The following is a 20,582-nucleotide window of genomic DNA, read 5'->3' as shown; positions in this document are numbered from 1 at the left end:
AAATGGTGGCGATCCTGGACGAAGACAACCGTGTCACCGGGGCGGTGCCGCGATCGGTGATGCGCCGCGACAACCTGCGCCACTCCGCGACCGGAGTAGTTGTCCGGAATTCGGCCGGCGAGATCTACGTGCACCGCCGTACGCCGATCAAGGACCTCTACCCGAGCAGGTACGACTTCTCCGCCGGTGGGGTCGTCGCGGCCGGTGAGGACCCGTTCCACGCCGTCGTACGGGAGCTGGACGAGGAGCTCGGGATCTCCGGCGTCGAGCTGACGCGGTTGCCGGAGGGCGACTACGCCGACGACCACACGGCGTACCACGCGTACCTGTACACGTGTGTCTGGGACGGCCCGGTGCGGCACCAGCCGGAAGAGGTCGAGTGGGGCGCCTGGATGTCCCCCGCCGACCTCGTCGCCAAGCTGGACGACCCGTCGTGGTCGTTCATGCCGGACGCCGTCGGACTGCTGGGTGAGTACGTCCGGAGTCTGGTGTGACGATTCTCGAGGGCTGGGACAGCCACGCGTGGATCGACGGCGCGTGGATCCACCGCTCGCCACGCCGCCCCGAGGTCCGTCCCCGGCTTCTCGCCGAGGCGACCCTTCTCCCCTGGCTGGCTCCGCAACTGCCGCTGCCGATCCCGGTGCCGGAGCCGACCGACGACGGTGTACGCCACCTGACGCTGCCCGGCACACCGTTCACCGACGGAGGTACGGCGATCGGCCGCGAGCTAGGCGCCTTCCTGAAGGCCCTGCACGCCGTGGACACCGCGGAGGCCGTCGCCCACGGCGCACTCGACGCGGCGATCGCCACCTCCGAGAAGACGGCCTCACTGACCGAATTCAGGGACCAGATCGTCCCACTGCTACCGCACGAGGTCCGGACCACAGCGAACGAACTGCTCGACCGCGTCGCCGGCGTCCGGACGTCACTGATCCACTGCGACTTCGGCCCGGAACACATCCTCATGACCGACGGCCAGATCACCGGCATCATCGACTGGACCGACGCCCTCATCGGTGACCCCGCCCTGGACCTCTGCTGGCCGCTGAACGGCGCCCCGGCCGCCGTCCGAACCGGCCTGCTCGAGGTTTACCAACCCACCTCTGACCAGCTCGAACGCTCCCATGACTGGGCCCGCCTCTCCCCCTGGTACGGCGTCCACCGCGGCCTGCTCCTCGACCTCCCCGACGACGTCGCCAACGGTCTGCGCGGCATCGTGAACCTGCTCTGATGCAACCATCGGGCGATCGGCCGGTCACTAGAGGGTGTGAAGATCACCCTGACTGACGATACGGAGCCGTCGATGGCTACGGGATCCGACCAGGAGCTCTGGGAACGGCTGGGCGTCGGGGACCATTTCGCGCTCGGCGAGCTGTTCGACCGCTACGCGGACGACGTGCGCGCCTTCGCGTTCCGGCGTACCGCCTCGTGGAGTACTGCCGACGACGTGGTCCAGTCGACGTTCCTGAGCACCTGGCGGCGCTTCCAGCGCAATCCACCGGGCCCGCTGACCGGTTCCAGCGCCCGCGGCTGGCTGCTGATGGTGGCCGGCAACGAGTGCAAGTCCCTTTATCGGACGGCGAGCCGCCTGCGCAGGCTGGTGGATCGCCTCCCGGACCCGGTGCCCGACAGCGACCACGCCCCCGAGGTCGCCCGCCGGCTCGACGACGAGCGGCACATGTCGGCCGTGCGTCGCGCCGTGGCCAAACTCCCCCGGCACGAGCGCGAGACCCTCGAGCTCGTCGTCTGGTCCGGTCTGACGATGACCGAGGCCGCGGATGCCCTCGGAGTACCGGTCGGCACCGTGAAGGCCCGCCTGCACCGCACCCGTCGCCGTTTCCCCGACCTGCTCACCCGGGTCGCCCTCAACGAGGAGCTCTCATGAACACCCAACTCGAACCGCCCCGTGTCCCCCCGTTGAGTGCCGCGGAGCGGGCCCGGCTGCGCAATCAGGTGATGGACCGGGCGCGGCCCGCGGAGCACCGCCCGAGCCGCCGCATGATCGCCCCGGTGGTGGCGGTCGGAGCCGTCGCCGCCGCGGTGGCAGGCACCCTCGTGATCACCAACCGGCCGCCGGCCGACCCCGGTGTCGCCGGGTCCGCGACGGCGGCAACCCCGACCCGAACCGGTCTCGAAGTCGTACCGAACGCCGAGGCGACCGCCGCCTTCGCGAAGTCGTGCGAACCCCGCATGCACGTGAAGCTCGACCGGCCCCTCACGGTTGCCTGGGCGCGGAGGGTGCCGGGCGCGAACCCGGGGAAGACCGAAATCCTGATGATCGTCAAGGGGTCCGGGACCTCAGGCATCGCGTCCTGCGTGGCCCCCGACGGAGGCGGCGGGTGGGAGAGAGATCCGTCGCCGCGGTGGAGCCAGCTGCCGACGCGGAAGGAAGGCCTCGCGGGCCTTACCTCCGGCAGTTCCTCGGCATCGACGCCGAAGCCGGCTTCCCGGATGTGGACGCTCTACCGAGCCCGTCCCGAGGTCGCCCGGATCGAGGCGCGGCTGGTCTGGAAGGGCACCGTGGGTCCCTGGCAACGAGGCTACGTCGACAGCGGCTATGCCTACGCGGACAGCCGGATGAATGTGGAGGTCCCTGCGAGCACCGTGCGCCAGGAGGTGCGGGCGTACGACGCCCAGGGCCGGCTGCTGCCGATCGAGCCGAAGTAGCGCGCGTCAGCGGCGGCGGGACATGGTGCGGGCGACGTTGATGCCGACCAGGCCGAACCAGGCGATCAGGACGCCGAACGGGCCGATCATGGCGGCCGAGATCGCGGTGATCGGGATCGCGGCGACGATCGAGACGATCGCCAGCGCCAGGCCTCCCGGGTCGGTCTCCCGGCCCGGGTGCCGGCGCGGGGCCGGCTCCGGCAGCAGACCGGCGCGACGATGGACATCCCTGGCGTCGAGCTTCTCCAGGAAGCTGTCGATGATCTCAGCCTCGTACTCCGGCCCCAGCTCCTGCCGGGCCGCCACCGCTGCCCGCAGGTCCTTGCGCACCTCATCCGTCGCCATAACAGCAAGCTAAGGCCGCCGGACCGCCGTACCAATCGGGGAAACCCCCCGATCGCACCGGGGGTTTTACCTACCCCCTTCGCGCCGGAACGACGAACCGCCCCTGGACGCTCGGTTCAGGGGCGGTTTCGCGTGTCCTACAGGTACTGACCGGTGTTGGTCGCGGTGTCGATGGAGCGACCCGGCTCGGTGCCCTGCTTGCCGGAGATGAGCGTGCGGATGTAGACGATCCGTTCGCCCTTCTTGCCGGAGATGCGGGCCCAGTCGTCCGGGTTGGTGGTGTTCGGCAGGTCCTCGTTCTCCTTGAACTCGTCCACGCAGGCCTGGAGCAGGTGCTGCACCCGCAGGCCCTTCTGGTTCTCGTCCAGGAATGCCTTGATCGCCATCTTCTTCGCCCGGTCGACGATGTTCTGGATCATCGCGCCCGAGTTGAAGTCCTTGAAGTACAGGACCTCCTTGTCACCGTTCGCGTAGGTGACCTCGAGGAAGCGGTTCTCGTCGGCCTCGGTGTACATCCGCTCGACCGTGCGCTGGATCATGCCGTCCACGCACGCCTGCCGGTCGCCGCCGAACTCGCCGAGGTCGTCGACGTGCAGCGGCAGGCCACTGGTCAGGTACTTCGAGAAGATGTCCCGGGCCGCCTCCGCGTCGGGGCGCTCGATCTTGATCTTCACGTCCAGCCGGCCGGGCCGCAGGATCGCCGGGTCGATCATGTCCTCGCGGTTGGAGGCGCCGATGACCAGGACGTTCTCCAGGCCCTCGACACCGTCGATCTCGCTCAGCAGCTGCGGGACGATGGTGTTCTCGACGTCGGACGACACACCGGATCCGCGGGTGCGGAACAGCGAGTCCATCTCGTCGAAGAACACGATCACCGGCATACCCTCGGAAGCCTTCTCCCGGGCCCGCTGGAAGACCAGGCGGATGTGCCGCTCGGTCTCACCGACGTACTTGTTCAGCAGCTCGGGACCCTTGATGTTGAGGAAGAACGACTTCTGTTCGGCCACCCCGGTCCGCTCGGCGACCTTCTTGGCCAGCGAGTTCGCCACTGCCTTGGCGATCAGCGTCTTGCCGCAGCCGGGCGGGCCGTAGAGCAGCACACCCTTCGGCGGCTTGAGCTCGTGCTCAAGGAACAGGTCCTTGTGCAGGTACGGCAGCTCGACCGCGTCCCGGATGGCCTCGATCTGGCCGGCCAGTCCGCCGATCTGGGTGTAGTCGATGTCCGGGACCTCTTCGAGCACCAGCTCCTCGACCTCGGACTTCGGGATCTTCTCGTAGACATAACCGGAGCGGGGCTCGAGCAGCAGCGAGTCGCCGGACCGCAGGGCGATGTCGAGCAGCGGTGAGGCGAGCCGCACCACCCGCTCCTCGTCGGCCTGCGCGATGACCAGCGCCCGCTCGCCGTCGGCGAGCAGCTCCTTCAGCATCACCACGTCACCGACGACCTCGAACTCGCAGGCCTCGACCACGTTGAGTGCTTCGTTCAGCATCAGTTCCTGGCCGAGCCGGAGCGCGTCCAGGTCCACCGAGGGGCTCGCCGCGACCCGGAGTTTCCGGCCGCCGGTGAACACGTCCAGCGTGTCGTCTTCGTTCCGTCCGAGGAAGGTGCCGAATCCGGACGGCGGTTGCGCCAGCCGGTCGACTTCCTCCTTCAGGGCGATGATCTTCTCTCGCGCCTCCCGCAGCGTGTCGGCCAGCCGCTCGTTCTGAGCGGTGACACTCGCCAAGGAGGCCTGTGTTTCGGACAGCCTGCTCTCGAGCGACCGGCTGTCTGCCGGGTGTTCGAGCAGCCGTCGTCGCAACGCCGCGACTTCGGCCTCCAGGTACCGGACCTGGTTACGCAGTTCTGCCGCGGTAGGACTCTCGTCTCCAGCCACGATCATCACCTCACCATGTGGGGCTCGACCCTATGGACCTTACCCAGAAAACCTCGCCGGGCAAGCTGAATCCCATCACGTGTCGGTTGCGGATGAATCAGTTGCCTTCGGCATGTCGCCGGTTGATTCCGAACGGGCCACTTCGCGACGAGGCCCGAGGTAATCGTCGCCGTACGCGCCAGGCGCGGGGCGTCGCTTCTTCCGAGGTGCCTGCACCCCGTGCGCCATCCTTCGTGCTGTGACCAGGAAGGCGGTGTGACCTTGCATCCGGTGGCCCGGACGAACCGCAAGACCTTCTACATGCCAGTCTCGCACGAGAGACTCCCACGCGCGCGGCTCGGTGAACTCGCCGTGTGCCCTCAGCGTCTCCACAAACCGGCTCAGCTGCGTCGTGGTGGCCACATAGGCACAGAACACCCCACCGGGTGAAAGTGCCTCAGCGACGGCGTCAACGCACTCCCACGGCGCCAGCATGTCGAGGACGACCCGGTCCACGTCCTGCTCGTCCAGCTTCTCCACCAGGTCGCCGACCTCGAGCCGCCAGGCCGGGTGCTCGCCGCCGAAGAAGCCGGTGACGTTCTTCCGCGCGACCTCCGCGAAGTCCTCCCGGCGTTCGAACGAGATCACCTGACCGTGGATCCCGACCGCCCGCAGCAGCGCGGTGGTCAGCGCACCGGAGCCGGCGCCCGCCTCGACCACCTTCGCGCCCGGGAAGATGTCGGCCATCGTCACGATCTGCGCGGTGTCCTTCGGATAGATCACCGCTGCGCCGCGGGGCATCGACACCGAGTAGTCGGCCATCAGCGGCCGTAGCGCCAGGTACTCGACGCCGCCCTTGGACCGGATCACGACCGCGTCCGGGCCGTCGATCAGCTCGTCGTGCGCGATCCCGCCCTTCGTGGTGTGGAAGATCTTCCCGCGCTCCAGGTTGACCGAGTGCCGGCGGCCCTTCGAGTCCTGCAGGGTGATCCACTCGCCCTCCTGCAACGGCCCGTGGTGGACCCCGGAGAACGCCTGGTCGGGAAAGTCACGCAAGTCAGCCATAAGGCGCTCACCTTAACTTTCGGTCATCACAACCGAGTAATCAGCGCGATCGGAACGCGCGCTCCACGTCGGCCGTCGCCAGGACGCCGTACACCGCGCCGCTCCCGTCGAGGACCAGGTACTCCGAGGCGGGGTACTCGCGCAACGTGGCGAGGATCTCCTCGCCGGTGTCGTTGACGCCGATGATGTGGCCCGCACCGATGGCGGTGGAAACCTCGCTCACCGTGGTCCACGGACGCTGGTTCGGGTCGACGGCGGCGACCGCGGACTCCGACACCAGCGCGTGCGGCTTGCCCTCGCCGTCGATCACCACGACCGCACCGGCCTGGGTCTGCCCGGCCAGCCGGACCGCTTCGGAGATCGGCGTACCGGAATGTACGGCGACGGCGCGGCGGGCCAGCGTGCGGACCTGCAGCGCGGGCAGCTTGCGCCGGAGCCGGGCCTGCATCAGGGACGCGGTCGAGCCGGACCAGAGGAAGAAGCCGATCAGCAGGGCGATGACGAAGTCGATCATCGACGGCTGCCAGCCCAAGGCCTCCTGGAGCAGCACCGGCCCCGCCAGCACCGAGATCGCCAGCACGCGGCCGGCCCAGGCGGCCACGATCGTGCCGGTGTGCATGTTGCCGGTGAACTTCCAGACGATGGCCCGCAGCACCCAGCCGCCGTCCAGCGGCAGGCCGGGCAGCAGGTTGGTGACGCCGACGATCAGGTTCGCGATGCCGAGTTCCCACAGCGCGACGTACCCGACGCCCTCGTCGAAGGCCCGCGACCCGAAGTAGGCGAGCCCGCCGACGACCAGCGACGCGATCGGGCCGACCACCGAGACGGCGAACTCCTCCAGCGGCGACTTCCGCTCGCCCTCGATGTGCGTGCCGGCCGCGAAGAAACCGAGGTTGATCTCGGAGACGCCGATACCGAACCGCATCGCCATCAGCGCGTGCGCCAGCTCGTGGACCAGGATCGACAGCGTGAACGCGACCACGAACGCGAACGCCGCGGCGTAGCGCCAGGCGCCCAGCTCCGGGAACTGCTGCCCGATGATCGCGGCGAACCCGACCGCCAGCAGCATCGCGACCGGCAGCCAGGTGAAGCGCATGGTCAGCCGGATCCCGCGGATACGACCGAGCACCCACGTACCGGGCGGTGGACCGGCCGGCTGGGCGGGGTTCTGGGGATCGCGGGAGTCTGGCATCAAGCCAAACCTACTTTGCCGTCGGTAACTCCGTGCTACACACCCACCGGATAGCTCCGGGCGATTGTTTTCCACAGGGCGGAGTGGGGTGCGGGCGAAGTGTCGGTGGTTGTGCCTAGGGTTTCGGTATGAGCGTTGCTGCAGCTGTCGATCCGCATGTGCATCCGCGTGGGGCGTTGTCGCCGTCCCGGGCCGCGGATTTCATGAGCTGCCCGCTGAAGTACCGGTTCCGGGTGGTGGACCGGCTGCCGGAGAAGCCGTCGGCCGCAGCGGTCCGCGGGACTGTCGTGCATGCCGTGCTGGAGCGGCTGTTCGACCTGCCGCGCGGGCAGCGGACGCTGGAGCAGGCCGCGGAGATGCTGGAGCCGCAGTGGCAGCGCGTGCTGGAGGAGGAGCCTGAAGTCGCCGAGTTGTTCGCGGAGGACGCGAGCGGCGAGGAGCTGGCGAAGTGGCTGGCCGAGGCGCACCAGCTGCTCGGGAAGTATTTCACCCTCGAGGACCCTAATGCCCTCGAGCCGGCCGAGCGCGAGCTGTACGTCGAGACAGCGCTGGACTCGGGTCTGGTGCTGCGCGGATACGTCGACCGCCTCGACGTGGCGCCGACCGGCGAGATCCGGGTCGTCGACTACAAGACCGGCCGCTCGCCGTCGGAGTTCTTCGAGGCCAAGGCCCTGTTCCAGATGAAGTTCTACGCCCTCGTGCTGTGGAAGCTGCGCGGTGTCGTTCCGGCCATGCTCCAGCTGGTGTACCTCGGCAACGGCGAGATCGTCCGCTACATCCCCGACGAGGCCGACCTGCGCGCCTGCGAGCGCAAGGTCTCCGCGCTCTGGATCGCCATCACCCGCGCCCTCGACTCCGGCGACTGGCGCCCCAGCCCCGGGCCGCTCTGCGACTGGTGCGACCACAAGCCGCTCTGCCCCGCCTGGGGCGGCACTCCCCCGCCCCTCCCGACGCGCTCGGTCGAAGAGGTCGCCGCCGAGTCGGCAGGCATCGACCTCATCACGGTCGACGGCTGATCCCACCTCCGCACACCCGGAGGAACCTCGGGTGGATACGGTTCGTCGCATGAGCGTGGCTGATGCGGCGGTTCGGGCGGTCGGGGTGTGGAAGGTGTACGGCGGCGGCCAGACGCAGGTGGATGCGCTGGCAGACGTGAGTGCGGACTTCGGCAAGGGCCGGTTCACCGCGATCATGGGCCCGTCCGGATCCGGCAAGTCGACGCTGCTGCACTGTCTCGCCGGCCTGGACAAGCCGTCGGACGGCAAGGTGCTGCTCGGCGAGGTCGACCTCACCAAGCTGCCGGACAAGCAGCTCACGCACCTGCGCCGGGATCGGATCGGGTTCGTCTTCCAGGCGTTCAACCTGGTCCCGACCCTCACCGCACTCGAGAACATCACGCTCCCCCTCGATCTGGCCGGGCGTAAACCCGACCAGGACTGGCTGACCACGGTGATCGACGCCATCGGCCTCGCCGACCGGCTGAGCCACAAGCCGACCGAACTGTCCGGCGGTCAGCAGCAGCGCGTCGCCTGCGCCCGAGCGCTCGTGTCCCGCCCGGACGTGGTGTTCGCCGACGAGCCGACCGGCAACCTCGACTCCCGCTCCTCCGCGGACGTCCTCGACTTCCTGCATCGCTCTGTCCGCGACTTCGACCAGACCGTCGTCATGGTCACCCACGACCCGAGCGCCGCCGCGTACGCCGACCGGGTCCTGTTCCTGGCCGACGGCACGCTGCAGTCCGAGCTGCTCGACCCGACCGCCGAGACGGTGCTCGACGCGATGAAGAAGCTCGAGACGGCACAGCCTGCCGAACACGTGGCCGGCTGATGTTCAAGCTCGGCCTGCGCTCGGTCCTCGCGCACCGGCTCCGGTTCGTGCTGTGCACCCTCGCCGTCACCCTCGGCGTCGCGTTCGCGGGCGGCGCGATGGTCTTCACCGACACGCTCTCGCACGCCTTGAAGAAGAACTTCGCGGTCAGTACGGCGGACGTCACCGTCACGCCGTCGTCGCCGATCGAGACCGGCACCGATCGACCCGCGACCTTCCAGGCCGAGGTCGCCGACCGCGTCGCCGCCGTACCAGGAGTCGCGAGCGCGATCCCGCAGCTCATGGTCGCCGACGTACAGATCCTGCGTCCGGACGGCAAGCTGATCGAGAACTACGGCCTGACCAGCTTCGGGGCCGCCTGGCCGCGTGACGCCGGGGCCGCGCCCTTCAAGCTGGTCGACGGCTCGCCACCTTTCGGCGGCGGCCAGTTGGCGCTCGACGAGTCGACCGCCAGCCGGGCCGGCTACGAGATCGGCGACCAGGTCAAGATCGTCACCCCGACGCAGGCGGTCACGGCGACGCTCACCGGTACCACTACCCCTGCTGCCGCCGGCGCGGCCGCCGGGGCGCCGCTGGTCACCTTCGACGGTGCGACCGCCCAGCGCCTGCTGCTCGGTCAGGCCGGCTGGACGTCCATCTCCGTCGCAGTCCAGCAGGGCTCGGACGCCGACACGGTCACCAAGGCGATCGCCACGACCATCGGCGATTCGGTGAAGGTCCGGACCGCGAAGCAGGTCACGGCCGACGGTGAGCACGCCCTGGACACGACGTTCGGCGGCTTCAGCACCGTCCTGCTGCTGTTCGCCTGCCTCGCGCTGTTCGTCGGTACCTTCCTGATCGTCAACACGTTCGCGATGGTCGTCGCGCAACGGTCCCGCGAGCTCGCGATGCTGCGGGCGATCGGCGCGTCCCGTGGCCAGGTCACCAGCTCGGTCGTCGTCGAGAGTGTCGTGATCGGTCTCCTCGGGTCGACGCTTGGCCTGCTGATCGGCATCGGCGTCGCGGTCGCGATCCGCTTCACCTACCAGACCCTCGACCTGCGCATCCCGACCGCGTCACTCCAGGTCACACCGGCCACGATCATCGTCTGCTACATCATCGGCGTCGGCGTGACGGTCGCCGCCGCGGCCCCGGCCGCCCGCCGGGCCGGGAAGCTCCCGCCGATCGCGGCCCTCCGCGACGACGTCACCGTGCCAGAGCGATCCCTGCTCACGCGCATCCTGGTCGGCGGCTTCGTCCTGCTGATGGCCGTCCTGCTGTTCGCCATCGGCGTCAACGCCGGCGGCCTGCCGGGCGTCGTACTGATCGTCCTGGGTGCCGGGGTCGGTGTGATCGGCCTCGTCATGCTCAGTCCGCTCCTGAGCAGGTACGTCGTCCGCGCGCTGATGTACCCGTTCGGCCGCAAGGCGCCGGTCACCCTCGGCCGCCGCAACGCCGAGCGCAACCCGCGCCGTACGTCGGCCACCGCGTCCGCGCTGATGATCTCGGTCTCGCTGATCGCCGGGCTGATGGTGATCGCCGCCTCGGTGAAGGCCTCCATCAACCAGAACATCGCCGATGCGCTCGGCACCTCCCAGATCCTCATCACCTCCAACGGCACGCCGAGCTTCAGCACGCAGGTCGGCGACCGGACCGAGAAGATCCCCGGGGTCCGGTCCGTGCACCGGGTCCGCCAGGAGACCGGCCGGGTCGGCAAGACGAACGTCCAGCTCACCGGGATCAGCGACGGCACCCTGGACGGCCCGATCGTCACGACGTTCGACTCCGGCTCCGCGGCCGCACTGGGCTCCGGGCAGGCCGTCATCCCCCGCAACCTCGCGATCACTCTCGGCGTGAGCGTCGGCAAGACGTTCGAACTGGACACCGCGACCGGCAAGCACGAACTGACCGTCGGCGGGATCGTCGCACCGAACCGGCAGCTCAACGCGGTGATCGTCTCACTGCCGACGTACGCCTCGATCGGCGGCGCGACCAGCGACAACCTGCTGTACGTCGAAGTTGCTGACGGCAACCAAGTGGGCCAGGTCCGGGCCGAGGTCATCAGCCGGCTGGCCAAGGACTACCCGTCGATCCAGGTCCGCGACCAGCAGGCGTACGCCGCCGCGGCGCGCGTGCCGGTGAACGGCGTACTGGGCGCGGTCGGGTTCCTGCTCCTGCTCGCGATCCTGATCGCGCTGCTCGGGATCGTGAACACGCTCGGACTCGGCGTGGTCGAGCGGACCCGTGAGATCGGTCTGCTCCGGGCGGTCGGGATGGACAGCCCGCAGCTGAGCCGGATGCTCCGGGTCGAATCGGTCGCGATCACGCTGCTCGGATCGCTGATGGGCCTGGTGCTAGGCGTCGGGGTCGCGGTCGCGATCCAGTCCGCCATGGTCGACAACGGCCTCAACGTCCGCGACATCCCGGTGCTGCAACTGCTCGGCGCGGTCGTCGCCGCGATCCTGTTCGGCGTACTGGCTGCGGTCTGGCCGTCACGGCGCGCAGCCCGGCTGAATGTGCTTCGGGCGATTGCCTCGGAATGATCTGCGGGTGATGACTGCAGTGAACTCCTGAGGTGAAGCCAGACCACTGATTCACAGGTAGCCTGCCGGTGTGCCGGGGACCGTGCAGTCGATCGAGCGGGCCGCGGCGGTGCTGCGACTGCTCGCCGCCGCGCCCGACGGGCTGGGGGTCGCCGATCTCGGCAACGCGCTCGGCCTGGCGAAGACCACCGTGCACGGCATCCTCCGCACGCTGCATCAGGTCGGCTTCGTCGAGCAGGACCACAGCGGCGCGCACTACCACCTGAGCGACGCGTTCGGCCGGCTCGGCGAGAGCTACCTCGATCCGAACGAGCTCCGCAGTCGCGCGATCAACTGGGCCGACTCGCTCGCGTCCCGCAGCGGCGAGGTGGTCCGCGTCGGCCGGCTGGTCGAGGGCAAGGTGGTGGTCGTCCACCATGTCTTCCGGCCCGACGACAGCGACCAGGACCTGGACGTCGGTACGACGCTGCCGCCGCATGCGACCGCGCTCGGCAAGGCAGTGCTCGCGTACGACGCCAGCGGCGCCTCCCGGCCGCGGGTCCTCGAGGCGTTCACCACCCGGACGATCACCGAGCCGGCCCGGCTGGCCGAGGAACTCGCGGCCGTCCGCGCCCGCGGGTGGGCCAGCGAGTTCGAGGAGCACACGGTCGAGCTGGCGAGTATCGCCGCGCCGATCCGCGGGCTCGGCGGCCTGGTCGTCGGCGCGGTCGGACTGGCCGGCCGCGTCGAACGCATCTGCGACAGCCGCCTGCGCCACCGCGCCGACCTCGTCACCATGGTCCGCGCCACCGCAGAAGCCATCGCCCGCGACCTCCGGGACGACACATGACCCGCCTCCCCCCACCGCGCCGCCGCCGGACATCTCAGGGGCCAACCCCTCGGCTTGTGGGTTGCCCCCTGAGATCTGCCTGGTGCAACCCATCAACTAAGGGGTTGGCCCCTGAGATGGTCGACGGCGAGGGGGGCGGTGCGGCGGGCATCAGGCACGAGACGGTCAGTCGGGGGTGGGGGGATGGCTGAGCAGTATGTGGCCGCGGTGGATCAGGGGACCAACTCGACGCGGTGCATCTTGTTCGATCGGCGTGGGCGGCTGGTCTCGGTGGCGCAGCGGGAGCATCACCAGTTGTTCCCGCGGCCGGGGTGGGTCGAGCACGATGCCGGGGAGATCTGGAACAACGTCACCCGCGTGGTGCCCGCCGCGATCAAGCAGATCGGCGCGTCACCGGCCCAGATCGTTGCCATCGGCATCGCCAACCAGCGGGAGACCAGCCTGCTCTGGGACCGGATCACCGGCCGGCCGATCGGCCACGCGGTGACCTGGCAGGACACCCGTACGGATCGGCTCGTCACGGAGCTGGCCGGCGACGAAGGCGCGGACCGGTTCGCGGAGCTGTGCGGGCTCCCGCTGACGACGTACTTCTCGGCGCCCCGGATCCGGTGGATGCTCGACCACACCCCCGGTCTGCGGCAACGCGCCGAGCGCGGCGAGATCCTCTTCGGCACGATGGAGAGCTGGCTGATCTGGAACTTCACCGGCGGTGCGAACGGCGGACTGCACGCGACCGACGTGACGAACGCCAGCCGGACCATGCTGATGAACATCGAGACGCTCGAGTGGGACGACCGGCTGCTCGAGGCGTTCAACGTGCCGCGCGCGATCCTGCCGGAGATCCGCCCGTCGTCCGGGGTGTTCGGGACCGCGACCGAGGTGCTGCCGGGTGTGCAGATCGGCGCGGCGCTCGGTGACCAGCAGGCCGCGCTGTTCGGGCAGACGTGTTTCAGCGCCGGTGAGGCGAAATGCACGTACGGCACGGGATCGTTCCTGTTGCTGCACACCGGTCAAGAGATCGTTCGGTCCAAGCACGGGATGCTGACGACGGTCGCGTACCAGATCGGCAACCAGCCGGCGTCGTACGCGCTGGAAGGGTCGATGGCGGTGACCGGGTCGCTGGTGCAGTGGTTCCGCGACGGGCTCGGGATGATCCACACCGCGGCCGAGATCGAGACGCTGGCACGCACGGTCGACGACAACGGCGGCGCATACATCGTGCCGGCCTTCTCCGGGTTGTTCGCGCCGCACTGGCGCAGCGAGGCCCGTGGCGTGATCGCCGGCCTGACCGGGTACATCACCAAGGGCCATCTGGCGCGGGCGGTGCTCGAGGCGACCGGCTTCCAGACGCTCGAGGTCGTCGACGCGATGAACGCCGACTCCGGCATCGCGCTGACCGCGCTGAAGGTCGACGGCGGCATGACGGCCAACAACCTGCTGATGCAGTTCCTGGCCGACCTGCTCGACGTACGCGTCGTGCGCCCGATGGTGACGGAGACCGTCTCCCTCGGCGCCGCGTACGCCGCCGGCCTGGCGGTCGGGTACTGGCCGGATCTGGAAGGCCTGCGCAGCAACTGGCACCGCGCCGGGCAGTGGATGCCGCACATGGATCCGGCTCGCCGCGAGACGGAGTACGCGAACTGGCAGGCCGCCGTCCAGCGCACGTTCAACTGGATCCGTCCTGAGGACCAGGAGCTTTAGTAACCCTTCCGGGCAGACCGGAGGAGCGCCGGCCGAACGGCTGGCCGGATCGCGGGGAGGACCGGCTCAGTCGGTCCTCCCCGTCCGGTGCTCAGGCCGGCGAGACGATGTCCGGCGCCTCGAGGCGGACCTTGTCGGCGGACTCGTCGTCGGGCTGGTCCTGGGAGTCGCGCTCGGACTGCACGCGCTTGGTGTAGAACGACACCTCGCGCTCGATCGTCGCCGCGTCCCAGCCGAGGATCGGTGCGACCAGCCGGGCGGCCGCGTCGGCCGCGCCGACGCCGCGGTCCCAGGCCTCGATCGAGATCCGGGTCCGGCGGGCGAGGATGTCGTCGAGATGACGAGCGCCCTCGGCCTTGGCGCCGTACACGATCTCGGCCTTCAGGTAGTCCTGCGTGCCCGGCAGTTGCTCGCCGAGCGACGGGTCCTCCTCGACGAGTTCGAGTACTTCGTCGACCAGCGCGCCGTACCGGTTGAGCAGGTGCTCGATCCGGGCAACATGCAGACCGGACCGCTGCGCGATCAGGTGCCGCTGGTTCCACAGCGCGTGGTACCCGTCGGCGCCGACGAGCGGGATGTTCTTGGTGACGCTCTTCGGCACCCGCCCGTCGAGCGCGTCCGCGGCCGCGTCGATGGCGTCCTTGGCCATCACCCGGTACGTCGTGTACTTGCCGCCGGCAACCACTACGAGACCTGGCGCGGCGTGCGCGACGACGTGCTCGCGGGACAGCTTCGACGTACTCTCCGACTCGCCGGCGAGCAGCGGCCGGAGCCCGGCATACACGCCCTCGACGTCCTCGCGGGTCAACGGCGTCGTGAGTACGGCGTTCACGTGGTCGAGCAGGTACTCGATGTCCTTGCTCGTCGCGGCCGGATGCGCTTTGTCCAGGTGCCAGTCGGTGTCGGTCGTGCCGATCAGCCAGTGCCGGCCCCACGGGATGATGAACAGCACCGACTTCTCGGTCCGCAGGATCATCCCGGTGCTCGACTGGATCCGGTCCTTCGGTACGACGAGGTGGATGCCCTTCGACGCGCGGACGTGGTACTGCCCGCGCTCCCCCACCATCGCCTGCGTGTCGTCGGTCCAGACGCCGGTCGCGTTCACGACCTGCTTCGCCCTGACCTCGAACTCGCGGCCGCTCTCCAGGTCCTTCGCCTGGACGCCGGTGACGCGCTCACCCTGCCGCAGGAACCCGGTGACCTTCACCCGGTTCGCCACATGCGCGCCGTACGACGCTGCGGTCCGGGCGAGCTCCATCGTGTGCCGGGCGTCGTCGACCTGCGCGTCGTAGTACTGCAGCGCGCCGATGAGCGCGGACTTCTTCAACGACGGCACCAGCCGCATCGCGCCGCGGCGGGTCAGGTGCCGGTGGAGCGGCAGCCCGGCTCCCAGGCCCGAGCTGACCGCCATACCGTCGTACAGCGCGACGCCGGAGCCGGCGTAGAACCGCTCCCACCAGCGGTGCTGGAGCGGGTACAGGAACGGCACCGGCTTGACCAGGTGCGGTGCGAGGCGTTGCAGGAGCAGACCGCGCTCCTGCAACGCCTCGTGCACCAGTCGGAAGTCGAGCATCTCCAGGTAGCGCAGGCCGCCGTGGATCAGTTTGCTGGACCGGCTGGAGGTGCCGCTCGCGAAGTCGCGGGCCTCCAGCAGTCCGGTCGTCAGACCCCGGGTCGCGGCGTCGAGCGCCGACCCGGTGCCGACCACCCCGCCACCGATCACCAGGACGTCCAGTTCGCGTCCGTCGGCCATCGCGTCGATCGCGTCGGCCCTCGCTTGCGGTGACAGAGCCACTACGCCCACTGTGCTGTTCCTTCCGATTTCAGTTACTACTACTGCTACTACTGCCCTGGAAAGCTGGCGGTGTCAGTCGACGTCCACCCAATCAAGCGTCCGCTGCACTGCCTTCTGCCAGCCGGCGTACCCCTTGGCACGCTGGTCGTCGGTCCACTGCGGCTCCCACCGCTTGTCCTCGTTCCAGTTCTGCACCAGCTCATCCTTGTTCTTCCAGAAGCCGACCGCGAGCCCGGCCGCGTACGCCGCGCCGAGCGCCGTGGTCTCGGCGACGACCGGCTTGCTCACCGGTACCCCGAGGACGTCCGCCTGCATCTGCATGGCCAGCTCGTTGGCCGTGACACCGCCGTCGACCTTCAGGACGTCGAGCGTCACGCCCGAGTCCTTCTCCATCGCGTCGGACACGTCCTTGCTCTGGTAGCAGATCGCTTCCAGTGTTGCTCGCGCCAGGTGCGCGTTGGTGTTGAACCGCGACAGTCCGACGATCGCCCCGCGTGCGTCGGAGCGCCAGTACGGCGCGAACAGGCCGGAGAACGCGGGCACGAAGTACACGCCGCCGTTGTCCTCGACCTGCCGGGCCAGCGTCTCGACCTCCGCCGCACCCGAGATGATGCCCAGCTGGTCCCGCAGCCACTGGACCGCGGACCCGGTCACCGCGATGGAACCCTCCAGCGCGTAGACCGGCGCCTCGTCGCCGAACTTGTAGCACATCGTGCTGAGCAGACCGGCCTTCGAGCGGACCAGCTCGGTGCCGGTGTTCAGCAGCATGAAGTTGCCGGTGCCGTAGGTGTTCTTCGCCTCGCCCGGGTTGAAGCAGACCTGGCCGACGGTGGCCGCCTGCTGGTCGCCCAGGTCGCCGGTCAGCGCTACGACGCCGCCGACCGGGCCGTTCGCCAGCGTCTCGCCGTACTTGTTCGGGTCCGACGACGGACGGATCTCCGGCAGCATCTGCCGCGGGATGTTGAAGAAGCTGATCAGCTCGTCGTCCCAGTCGAGCGTCTCGAGGTTCATCAGCATGGTGCGGCTGGCGTTGGTCACATCGGTGATGTGTACGCCGCCGTCGGTGCCGCCGGTCAGGTTCCACAGCAGCCAGGTGTCGGTGTTGCCGAAGACAGCGTCCCCGGCTTCGGCGGCCTCGCGGACGCCGTCGACGTTCTCCAGGATCCACTGCACCTTGCCGGCCGAGAAGTATGTTGCCGGCGGCAGGCCGGCCTTCTGCCGGATCACGTCGCCCTTGCCCTCACGCTCCAGCGCGGAAGCGATCCGGTCGGTCCGGGTGTCCTGCCACACGATCGCGTTGTAGTACGGACGCCCGGTCTTGCGGTTCCACACCACCGCGGTCTCGCGCTGGTTGGTGATGCCGAGCGCGGCCAGGTCGCTGGACTGCAGGCCCTTGGCGTTCATCGCGGTCCGGATCACCGAGCTGGTCCGCTCCCAGATCTCGACCGGGTTGTGCTCGACCCATCCGGCCTGCGGCAGGATCTGCTCGTGCTCCAGCTGGTGGATGCCCACCTCGTTGCCGGAGTGGTCGAAGATCATGAAACGGGTGCTCGTGGTGCCCTGGTCGACGGCACCGACGAAGTCAGCCATGGAAAGTCCTCTCCTCACACAGGGGTGGTGTCATGCGCTCGTGTTCTCTTCCGGGATCCGTCCCGGTTCCTCGTCCTCGTCGGCGATCGGCAGGTTCCGCCCGACCAGTACGTCGTACAGGAAGGCGCCGAGGAGCGCACCGAGGATCGGTGCCACTATGGGCACCCAGAAATACAGATCTCCCCATTGATCCTTGAACGCGCCGCTGTACCCGGTCAGGAACGACGCCAGCCGCGGTCCGAAGTCACGGGCCGGGTTGATCGCGTAGCCGGCGTTGGTACCCCAGGCCATGCCGATGGCGACCACTGCGAGGCCGACGATGAAGGGCGCCAGGTTCGCGGCCGGCGCGGTGTTGCGCAGGTCGGTGATGGCCAGGATCAGCAGCATCAGGATCGCGGTACCGATGATCTGGTCGCGGAAGCCGCCCCACAGATGGACCCCGAGGTCCGTGCTGCCGTTGCCGGGCAGCGTCGAGAAGACGATCTGGCTCTTGCGGGTGAGCCCGGGGTCGAACTTGTTGAGTGCCTCGGTGTAGTTCCAGCGAACCACGAGCGCCGCCAGGAACGCCCCGAGGAACTGTGCCACCGAGTACGGCAGCACCTTCCGCCAGCTGAATCCGCGGAACGCCGCCAGGGCGATCGTCACCGCCGGGTTCAGGTGCGCGCCGGTCATCCGGCCCGCGACGTAGATCCCCAGCGTGACACCGAGACCCCACGCCCACGCGATCGAGTCGTGGTCCCCGATCCCACCCGCCAGCACCTGTGCGACCACGCCGCAACCGAACAGGATCAGGATGAACGTGCCCGCGAGTTCCGCGGCACACTCCCCCAGAAGGGTTTTCGCTTTGACCGCTTCGGTCGTAGCCATACCGAACCTCCCTTCCCCGCCGTGACGACCACGGCTGGCTGGAATCTAAGAGCCACAACCACACGTGACAACGCCCGCCGTTCGACATTGTCGAACGATCGTCCCCGCTTGATGAGCTGCGACACACGGTAATCCGCTGATCACTCAACGGAACATGCCAACCGGGTGCAACCGCTCGGCGTCTCGCCTGTGGGTCTTGTCGGGTTCGGGAGGGTCGGATGAGTGTGTCGCTGCTCGGGGGATGGTTTCCAGCGGTGTCGGAGGTGGTTGCGGCGGGGGTTCTGGTCGCGGCGGTGGGGTGGCGGGACCGGCGGTGGCGGTTGGGGATGCTGCCGGTCGTTGTGCTGGCGGCCGCGTTCGTGACGTTGTTCGCGGCGTATCCGGGGGCCGCGTTGGCCGGGCTGACGGATCCGTTGCCGTTCTCGGTGTGGTTGTGGTTCGGGCTCGGGGTCGGGGCGTTGATCGTGCTGGGGGCCGGGTGGCGGACGGCGCGGTGGTGGCGGCGGGGTACGGCGGTGGTCGCGGCGGCGCTGGCCGCGTTGGTGTGTGCCAACGGGATCAACCAGTTCGTCGGCTACTACCCGACGATCGACTCCGCGGTGAACGACTGGACGGACACACCGCTGCCGGGTCAGGTATCGATGTCGGGCCTCGCCCACACGGCCGGTACGACGAGGTTGCCGCCGGCCGGGCGGCTGGTCGCGGTGAACATCCCCGCGACGTACAGCCATTTCAAGCACCGGCAGGAGCTGGTTTACCTCCCGCCGATCTGGTTCCGCGGTGATCACCGGCCGGCGTTGCCTGTCGTCGAGCTGATCGGTGGTGAGCGGGGTGGGCCGGGCGACTGGGTGCGGCTCGGCAACGCGGTGCAGGTGTCCGACGCCTACGCCCACCGGCACCACGGGTACGCACCGATCCTGGTGTTCGTCGATGCGACCGAGCGGTTCGACAACGACACCGAATGCGTCAACGGCCCGCGCGGGAATTCCGCGGACCACCTCGACCAGGACATCCCGTACTTCGTCGAGAAGACGTTCGGCGCCTCGCACGACCCGCGGCAGTGGGCCGTCGCCGGGTTCTCGATGGGCGGCACGTGCGCGCTCGACCTGGTCGTGGAGCACCCCGGCGTCTTCGACCACTTCGTCGACATCTCCGGCGACCTCGCGCCGTACACGACCACGCCCGCGGCCAGCCTGCAGGACCTGTACGGCGGCAACGTGGCGCTCGAGCACGCCAACGAGCCGCTCCTGGTGATGCATGCCCACGGCAAGTACAGGGACGTCAACGGCCTGTTCCTCACCAGCACCCAGGAGCTGCGCCACCAGCACGAGGCCGAGGAGCTCTCGACGGCCGCCGCCAAGGTCGGGATCTGGTCCCGGGTCGAGATCTCGCCCGGCACGCACGTGTGGCAGTTCGCGGCCCCGGCCTTCGCGTCGGCCTATCCTTGGCTGGCGAACCAGCTCGCACTTCCGGCGAGCCCCCATCACCGAACGAGGCACACGAAGACGGCGTGATCCAGACACTCCGACGACTCGCGATCGGTCTGGTCGTCCTGATGATCGTCACCGCGATCAGCAGCGCCGACACGATCAGTGAGGTCCTCCGGCCGCAGCCCCAGGTTGCCGGCCAGGTCCGGGTCGTCGCGCTCGGCGACTCGGTCACGTCCGGTCACAACTGCAACTGCGCCGCCTTCCCCCAGATGTACGGCGACCTGCTCCACGAGCGCTCCGGCGTACCAGTCATCGTCAACAACCTCGGCGTGGCCGGCATCGACTCCAACGGTCTGCTGCAGCTGCTCAACCAGCGCAACTCCCCCGCCGAGCAGGCCACCTCCGCCGCGAACGTCGTACTGCTGACCATCGGCGCGAACGACTTCGGCGACCATCATGACGACGTCACGAGCGGCCAGTGCACGGGCGACTGCGTGTCGGACGAGTTCGAGCAGCTCACCGCCAACCTGGACCGGATCGTCGACCGCATCCACGTCCTGCGGGCCAGCCTCCCGACCACCATCCTGATGACCGGGTACTGGAACGTCTTCAAGGACGGCGACGTCGCGAAACGCCAGTACACCGCCGTCGGCCGGGTCGCGAGCGACCAGCTCACCGTCCGCACCAACGCCGCGATCGCCGCCACGGCCCGCGCCGACGACGCGACGTACGTCGACATCTACACGCCGTTCGAGGACAGCACGGACATCACCGGCCTGCTCGCCTCCGACGGCGACCACCCGAACGCGGCCGGCCACGCCCTGATCGCGCGCACCCTTCTCGCCGCAACGCCCAACCCTTTGACGGCGTCCCCACGTCAGGGAGGGTAGATCGAC

18 protein-coding genes are annotated in these 20,582 nt (G+C 69.0%); 11 read left to right on the top strand and 7 right to left on the bottom strand.

Features of this window, described 5'->3' with window-relative positions; genetic code table 11:
• Positions 1–2: 2 nt before the first annotated feature.
• The 4 genes from ACIA58_RS23805 (at position 3) to ACIA58_RS23790 (ending at position 2,667) form a co-directional block, all read left to right on the top strand.
• The gene (locus ACIA58_RS23805) at positions 3–494 is read left to right on the top strand and encodes an NUDIX hydrolase (RefSeq protein WP_396406508.1); all 492 of its coding nucleotides are present in this window, start codon (positions 3–5) and stop codon (positions 492–494) included.
• A complete protein-coding gene (locus ACIA58_RS23800) occupies positions 491–1,231 on the top strand; it encodes a phosphotransferase family protein (RefSeq protein ID WP_396405947.1) in 741 nt (246 codons plus the stop codon). Before ACIA58_RS23805 ends, ACIA58_RS23800 begins: the two co-directional genes overlap by 4 nt.
• A 72-nt stretch (positions 1,232–1,303) precedes the next feature.
• Positions 1,304–1,885: an RNA polymerase sigma factor gene (locus ACIA58_RS23795; protein WP_396405946.1), complete on the top strand. Its 582-nt coding sequence runs from the start codon at positions 1,304–1,306 to the stop codon at positions 1,883–1,885.
• Positions 1,882–2,667, top strand: a complete 786-nt coding sequence (locus ACIA58_RS23790) for a hypothetical protein (RefSeq protein WP_396405945.1) — start codon at positions 1,882–1,884, stop codon at positions 2,665–2,667. The genes ACIA58_RS23795 and ACIA58_RS23790 overlap by 4 nt, the downstream gene beginning before the upstream one ends.
• 6 nt (positions 2,668–2,673) lie before the next feature.
• On the opposite strand, the gene ACIA58_RS23785 is transcribed toward ACIA58_RS23790, so the two are convergent.
• The 4 genes from ACIA58_RS23785 to ACIA58_RS23770 all read right to left on the bottom strand — a co-directional run bounded on the left by ACIA58_RS23785 (position 2,674) and on the right by ACIA58_RS23770 (position 7,125).
• Positions 2,674–3,012, bottom strand: coding sequence for a hypothetical protein (locus ACIA58_RS23785; RefSeq protein ID WP_396405944.1), 339 nt, complete (start codon positions 3,010–3,012; stop codon positions 2,674–2,676).
• A gap of 137 nt (positions 3,013–3,149) precedes the next feature.
• Positions 3,150–4,895 (bottom strand): proteasome ATPase, encoded by a 1,746-nt coding sequence (gene arc, locus ACIA58_RS23780; RefSeq protein ID WP_328999974.1) that lies wholly within the window; start codon positions 4,893–4,895, stop codon positions 3,150–3,152.
• Between the two features lie 69 nt (positions 4,896–4,964).
• Positions 4,965–5,933: a tRNA (adenine-N1)-methyltransferase gene (locus ACIA58_RS23775; protein ID WP_396405943.1), complete on the bottom strand. Its 969-nt coding sequence runs from the start codon at positions 5,931–5,933 to the stop codon at positions 4,965–4,967.
• Positions 5,934–5,973: 40 nt separating this feature from the next.
• Positions 5,974–7,125, bottom strand: a complete 1,152-nt coding sequence (locus ACIA58_RS23770; RefSeq protein ID WP_396405942.1) for a site-2 protease family protein — start codon at positions 7,123–7,125, stop codon at positions 5,974–5,976.
• A 128-nt stretch (positions 7,126–7,253) separates the two neighbouring features.
• Here ACIA58_RS23770 and ACIA58_RS23765 point away from each other — a divergent pair, with 128 nt between their 5' ends.
• From ACIA58_RS23765 to glpK (ACIA58_RS23745), 5 genes are all read left to right on the top strand, one after another.
• Entirely contained in the window at positions 7,254–8,141 is an 888-nt protein-coding gene (locus tag ACIA58_RS23765; protein WP_396405941.1) for a RecB family exonuclease, read from the top strand.
• Between the two features lie 49 nt (positions 8,142–8,190).
• On the top strand, positions 8,191–8,952 hold the full coding sequence (locus tag ACIA58_RS23760) for an ABC transporter ATP-binding protein (RefSeq protein WP_396405940.1): 762 nt from the start codon (positions 8,191–8,193) through the stop codon (positions 8,950–8,952).
• Entirely contained in the window at positions 8,952–11,474 is a 2,523-nt protein-coding gene (locus ACIA58_RS23755; RefSeq protein ID WP_396405939.1) for an ABC transporter permease, read from the top strand. Before ACIA58_RS23760 ends, ACIA58_RS23755 begins: the two co-directional genes overlap by 1 nt.
• 70 nt (positions 11,475–11,544) lie before the next feature.
• Positions 11,545–12,303 carry an IclR family transcriptional regulator gene (locus ACIA58_RS23750; protein WP_396405938.1) on the top strand — a complete coding sequence of 253 codons (759 nt, stop codon included), beginning with the start codon at positions 11,545–11,547 and terminating at the stop codon, positions 12,301–12,303.
• Positions 12,304–12,486: 183 nt separating this feature from the next.
• Positions 12,487–14,004 (top strand): glycerol kinase GlpK, encoded by a 1,518-nt coding sequence (glpK, locus tag ACIA58_RS23745; RefSeq protein WP_396405937.1) that lies wholly within the window; start codon positions 12,487–12,489, stop codon positions 14,002–14,004.
• 91 nt (positions 14,005–14,095) lie between these two features.
• On the opposite strand, the gene ACIA58_RS23740 is transcribed toward glpK (ACIA58_RS23745), so the two are convergent.
• The 3 genes from ACIA58_RS23740 to ACIA58_RS23730 all read right to left on the bottom strand — a co-directional run bounded on the left by ACIA58_RS23740 (position 14,096) and on the right by ACIA58_RS23730 (position 18,256).
• Positions 14,096–15,808 carry a glycerol-3-phosphate dehydrogenase/oxidase gene (locus ACIA58_RS23740; protein ID WP_396405936.1) on the bottom strand — a complete coding sequence of 571 codons (1,713 nt, stop codon included), beginning with the start codon at positions 15,806–15,808 and terminating at the stop codon, positions 14,096–14,098.
• Positions 15,809–15,871: 63 nt separating this feature from the next.
• Complete coding sequence (gene glpK / locus ACIA58_RS23735; RefSeq protein WP_396405935.1) at positions 15,872–17,389, bottom strand: glycerol kinase GlpK; 1,518 nt, start codon at positions 17,387–17,389, stop codon at positions 15,872–15,874.
• Positions 17,390–17,419: 30 nt separating this feature from the next.
• The gene (locus ACIA58_RS23730; protein ID WP_396405934.1) at positions 17,420–18,256 is read right to left on the bottom strand and encodes an MIP/aquaporin family protein; all 837 of its coding nucleotides are present in this window, start codon (positions 18,254–18,256) and stop codon (positions 17,420–17,422) included.
• Positions 18,257–18,474: 218 nt separating this feature from the next.
• Between ACIA58_RS23730 and ACIA58_RS23725 the strand changes: the two genes are divergently transcribed.
• Together ACIA58_RS23725 and ACIA58_RS23720 are read left to right on the top strand one after the other, a co-directional pair.
• Positions 18,475–19,770, top strand: coding sequence for an alpha/beta hydrolase-fold protein (locus ACIA58_RS23725; RefSeq protein WP_396405933.1), 1,296 nt, complete (start codon positions 18,475–18,477; stop codon positions 19,768–19,770).
• Positions 19,767–20,576, top strand: a complete 810-nt coding sequence (locus ACIA58_RS23720) for an SGNH/GDSL hydrolase family protein (protein WP_396405932.1) — start codon at positions 19,767–19,769, stop codon at positions 20,574–20,576. The genes ACIA58_RS23725 and ACIA58_RS23720 overlap by 4 nt, the downstream gene beginning before the upstream one ends.
• Positions 20,577–20,582: the final 6 nt, after the last annotated feature.

The organism is Kribbella sp. NPDC051586, assembly GCF_044453965.1.
In the GTDB taxonomy this organism is placed as follows: Bacteria; Actinomycetota; Actinomycetes; order Propionibacteriales; family Kribbellaceae; genus Kribbella.
This window is presented reverse-complemented; position numbering and strand designations above follow the sequence as displayed.

Coding starts and splice junctions, on each gene's coding strand:
- ACIA58_RS23805 (WP_396406508.1), top strand. CDS start 3: ATGGTGGCGATCCTGGACGAAGACAACCGTGTCACCGGGGCGGTGCCG.
- ACIA58_RS23795 (WP_396405946.1), top strand. CDS start 1,304: ATGGCTACGGGATCCGACCAGGAGCTCTGGGAACGGCTGGGCGTCGGG.
- ACIA58_RS23790 (WP_396405945.1), top strand. CDS start 1,882: ATGAACACCCAACTCGAACCGCCCCGTGTCCCCCCGTTGAGTGCCGCG.
- ACIA58_RS23785 (WP_396405944.1), bottom strand. CDS start 3,012: ATGGCGACGGATGAGGTGCGCAAGGACCTGCGGGCAGCGGTGGCGGCC.
- arc (WP_328999974.1), bottom strand. CDS start 4,895: ATGATCGTGGCTGGAGACGAGAGTCCTACCGCGGCAGAACTGCGTAAC.
- ACIA58_RS23775 (WP_396405943.1), bottom strand. CDS start 5,933: ATGGCTGACTTGCGTGACTTTCCCGACCAGGCGTTCTCCGGGGTCCAC.
- ACIA58_RS23770 (WP_396405942.1), bottom strand. CDS start 7,125: ATGCCAGACTCCCGCGATCCCCAGAACCCCGCCCAGCCGGCCGGTCCA.
- ACIA58_RS23765 (WP_396405941.1), top strand. CDS start 7,254: ATGAGCGTTGCTGCAGCTGTCGATCCGCATGTGCATCCGCGTGGGGCG.
- ACIA58_RS23760 (WP_396405940.1), top strand. CDS start 8,191: ATGAGCGTGGCTGATGCGGCGGTTCGGGCGGTCGGGGTGTGGAAGGTG.
- ACIA58_RS23755 (WP_396405939.1), top strand. CDS start 8,952: ATGTTCAAGCTCGGCCTGCGCTCGGTCCTCGCGCACCGGCTCCGGTTC.
- glpK (WP_396405937.1), top strand. CDS start 12,487: ATGGCTGAGCAGTATGTGGCCGCGGTGGATCAGGGGACCAACTCGACG.
- glpK (WP_396405935.1), bottom strand. CDS start 17,389: ATGGCTGACTTCGTCGGTGCCGTCGACCAGGGCACCACGAGCACCCGT.
- ACIA58_RS23730 (WP_396405934.1), bottom strand. CDS start 18,256: ATGGCTACGACCGAAGCGGTCAAAGCGAAAACCCTTCTGGGGGAGTGT.
- ACIA58_RS23725 (WP_396405933.1), top strand. CDS start 18,475: ATGAGTGTGTCGCTGCTCGGGGGATGGTTTCCAGCGGTGTCGGAGGTG.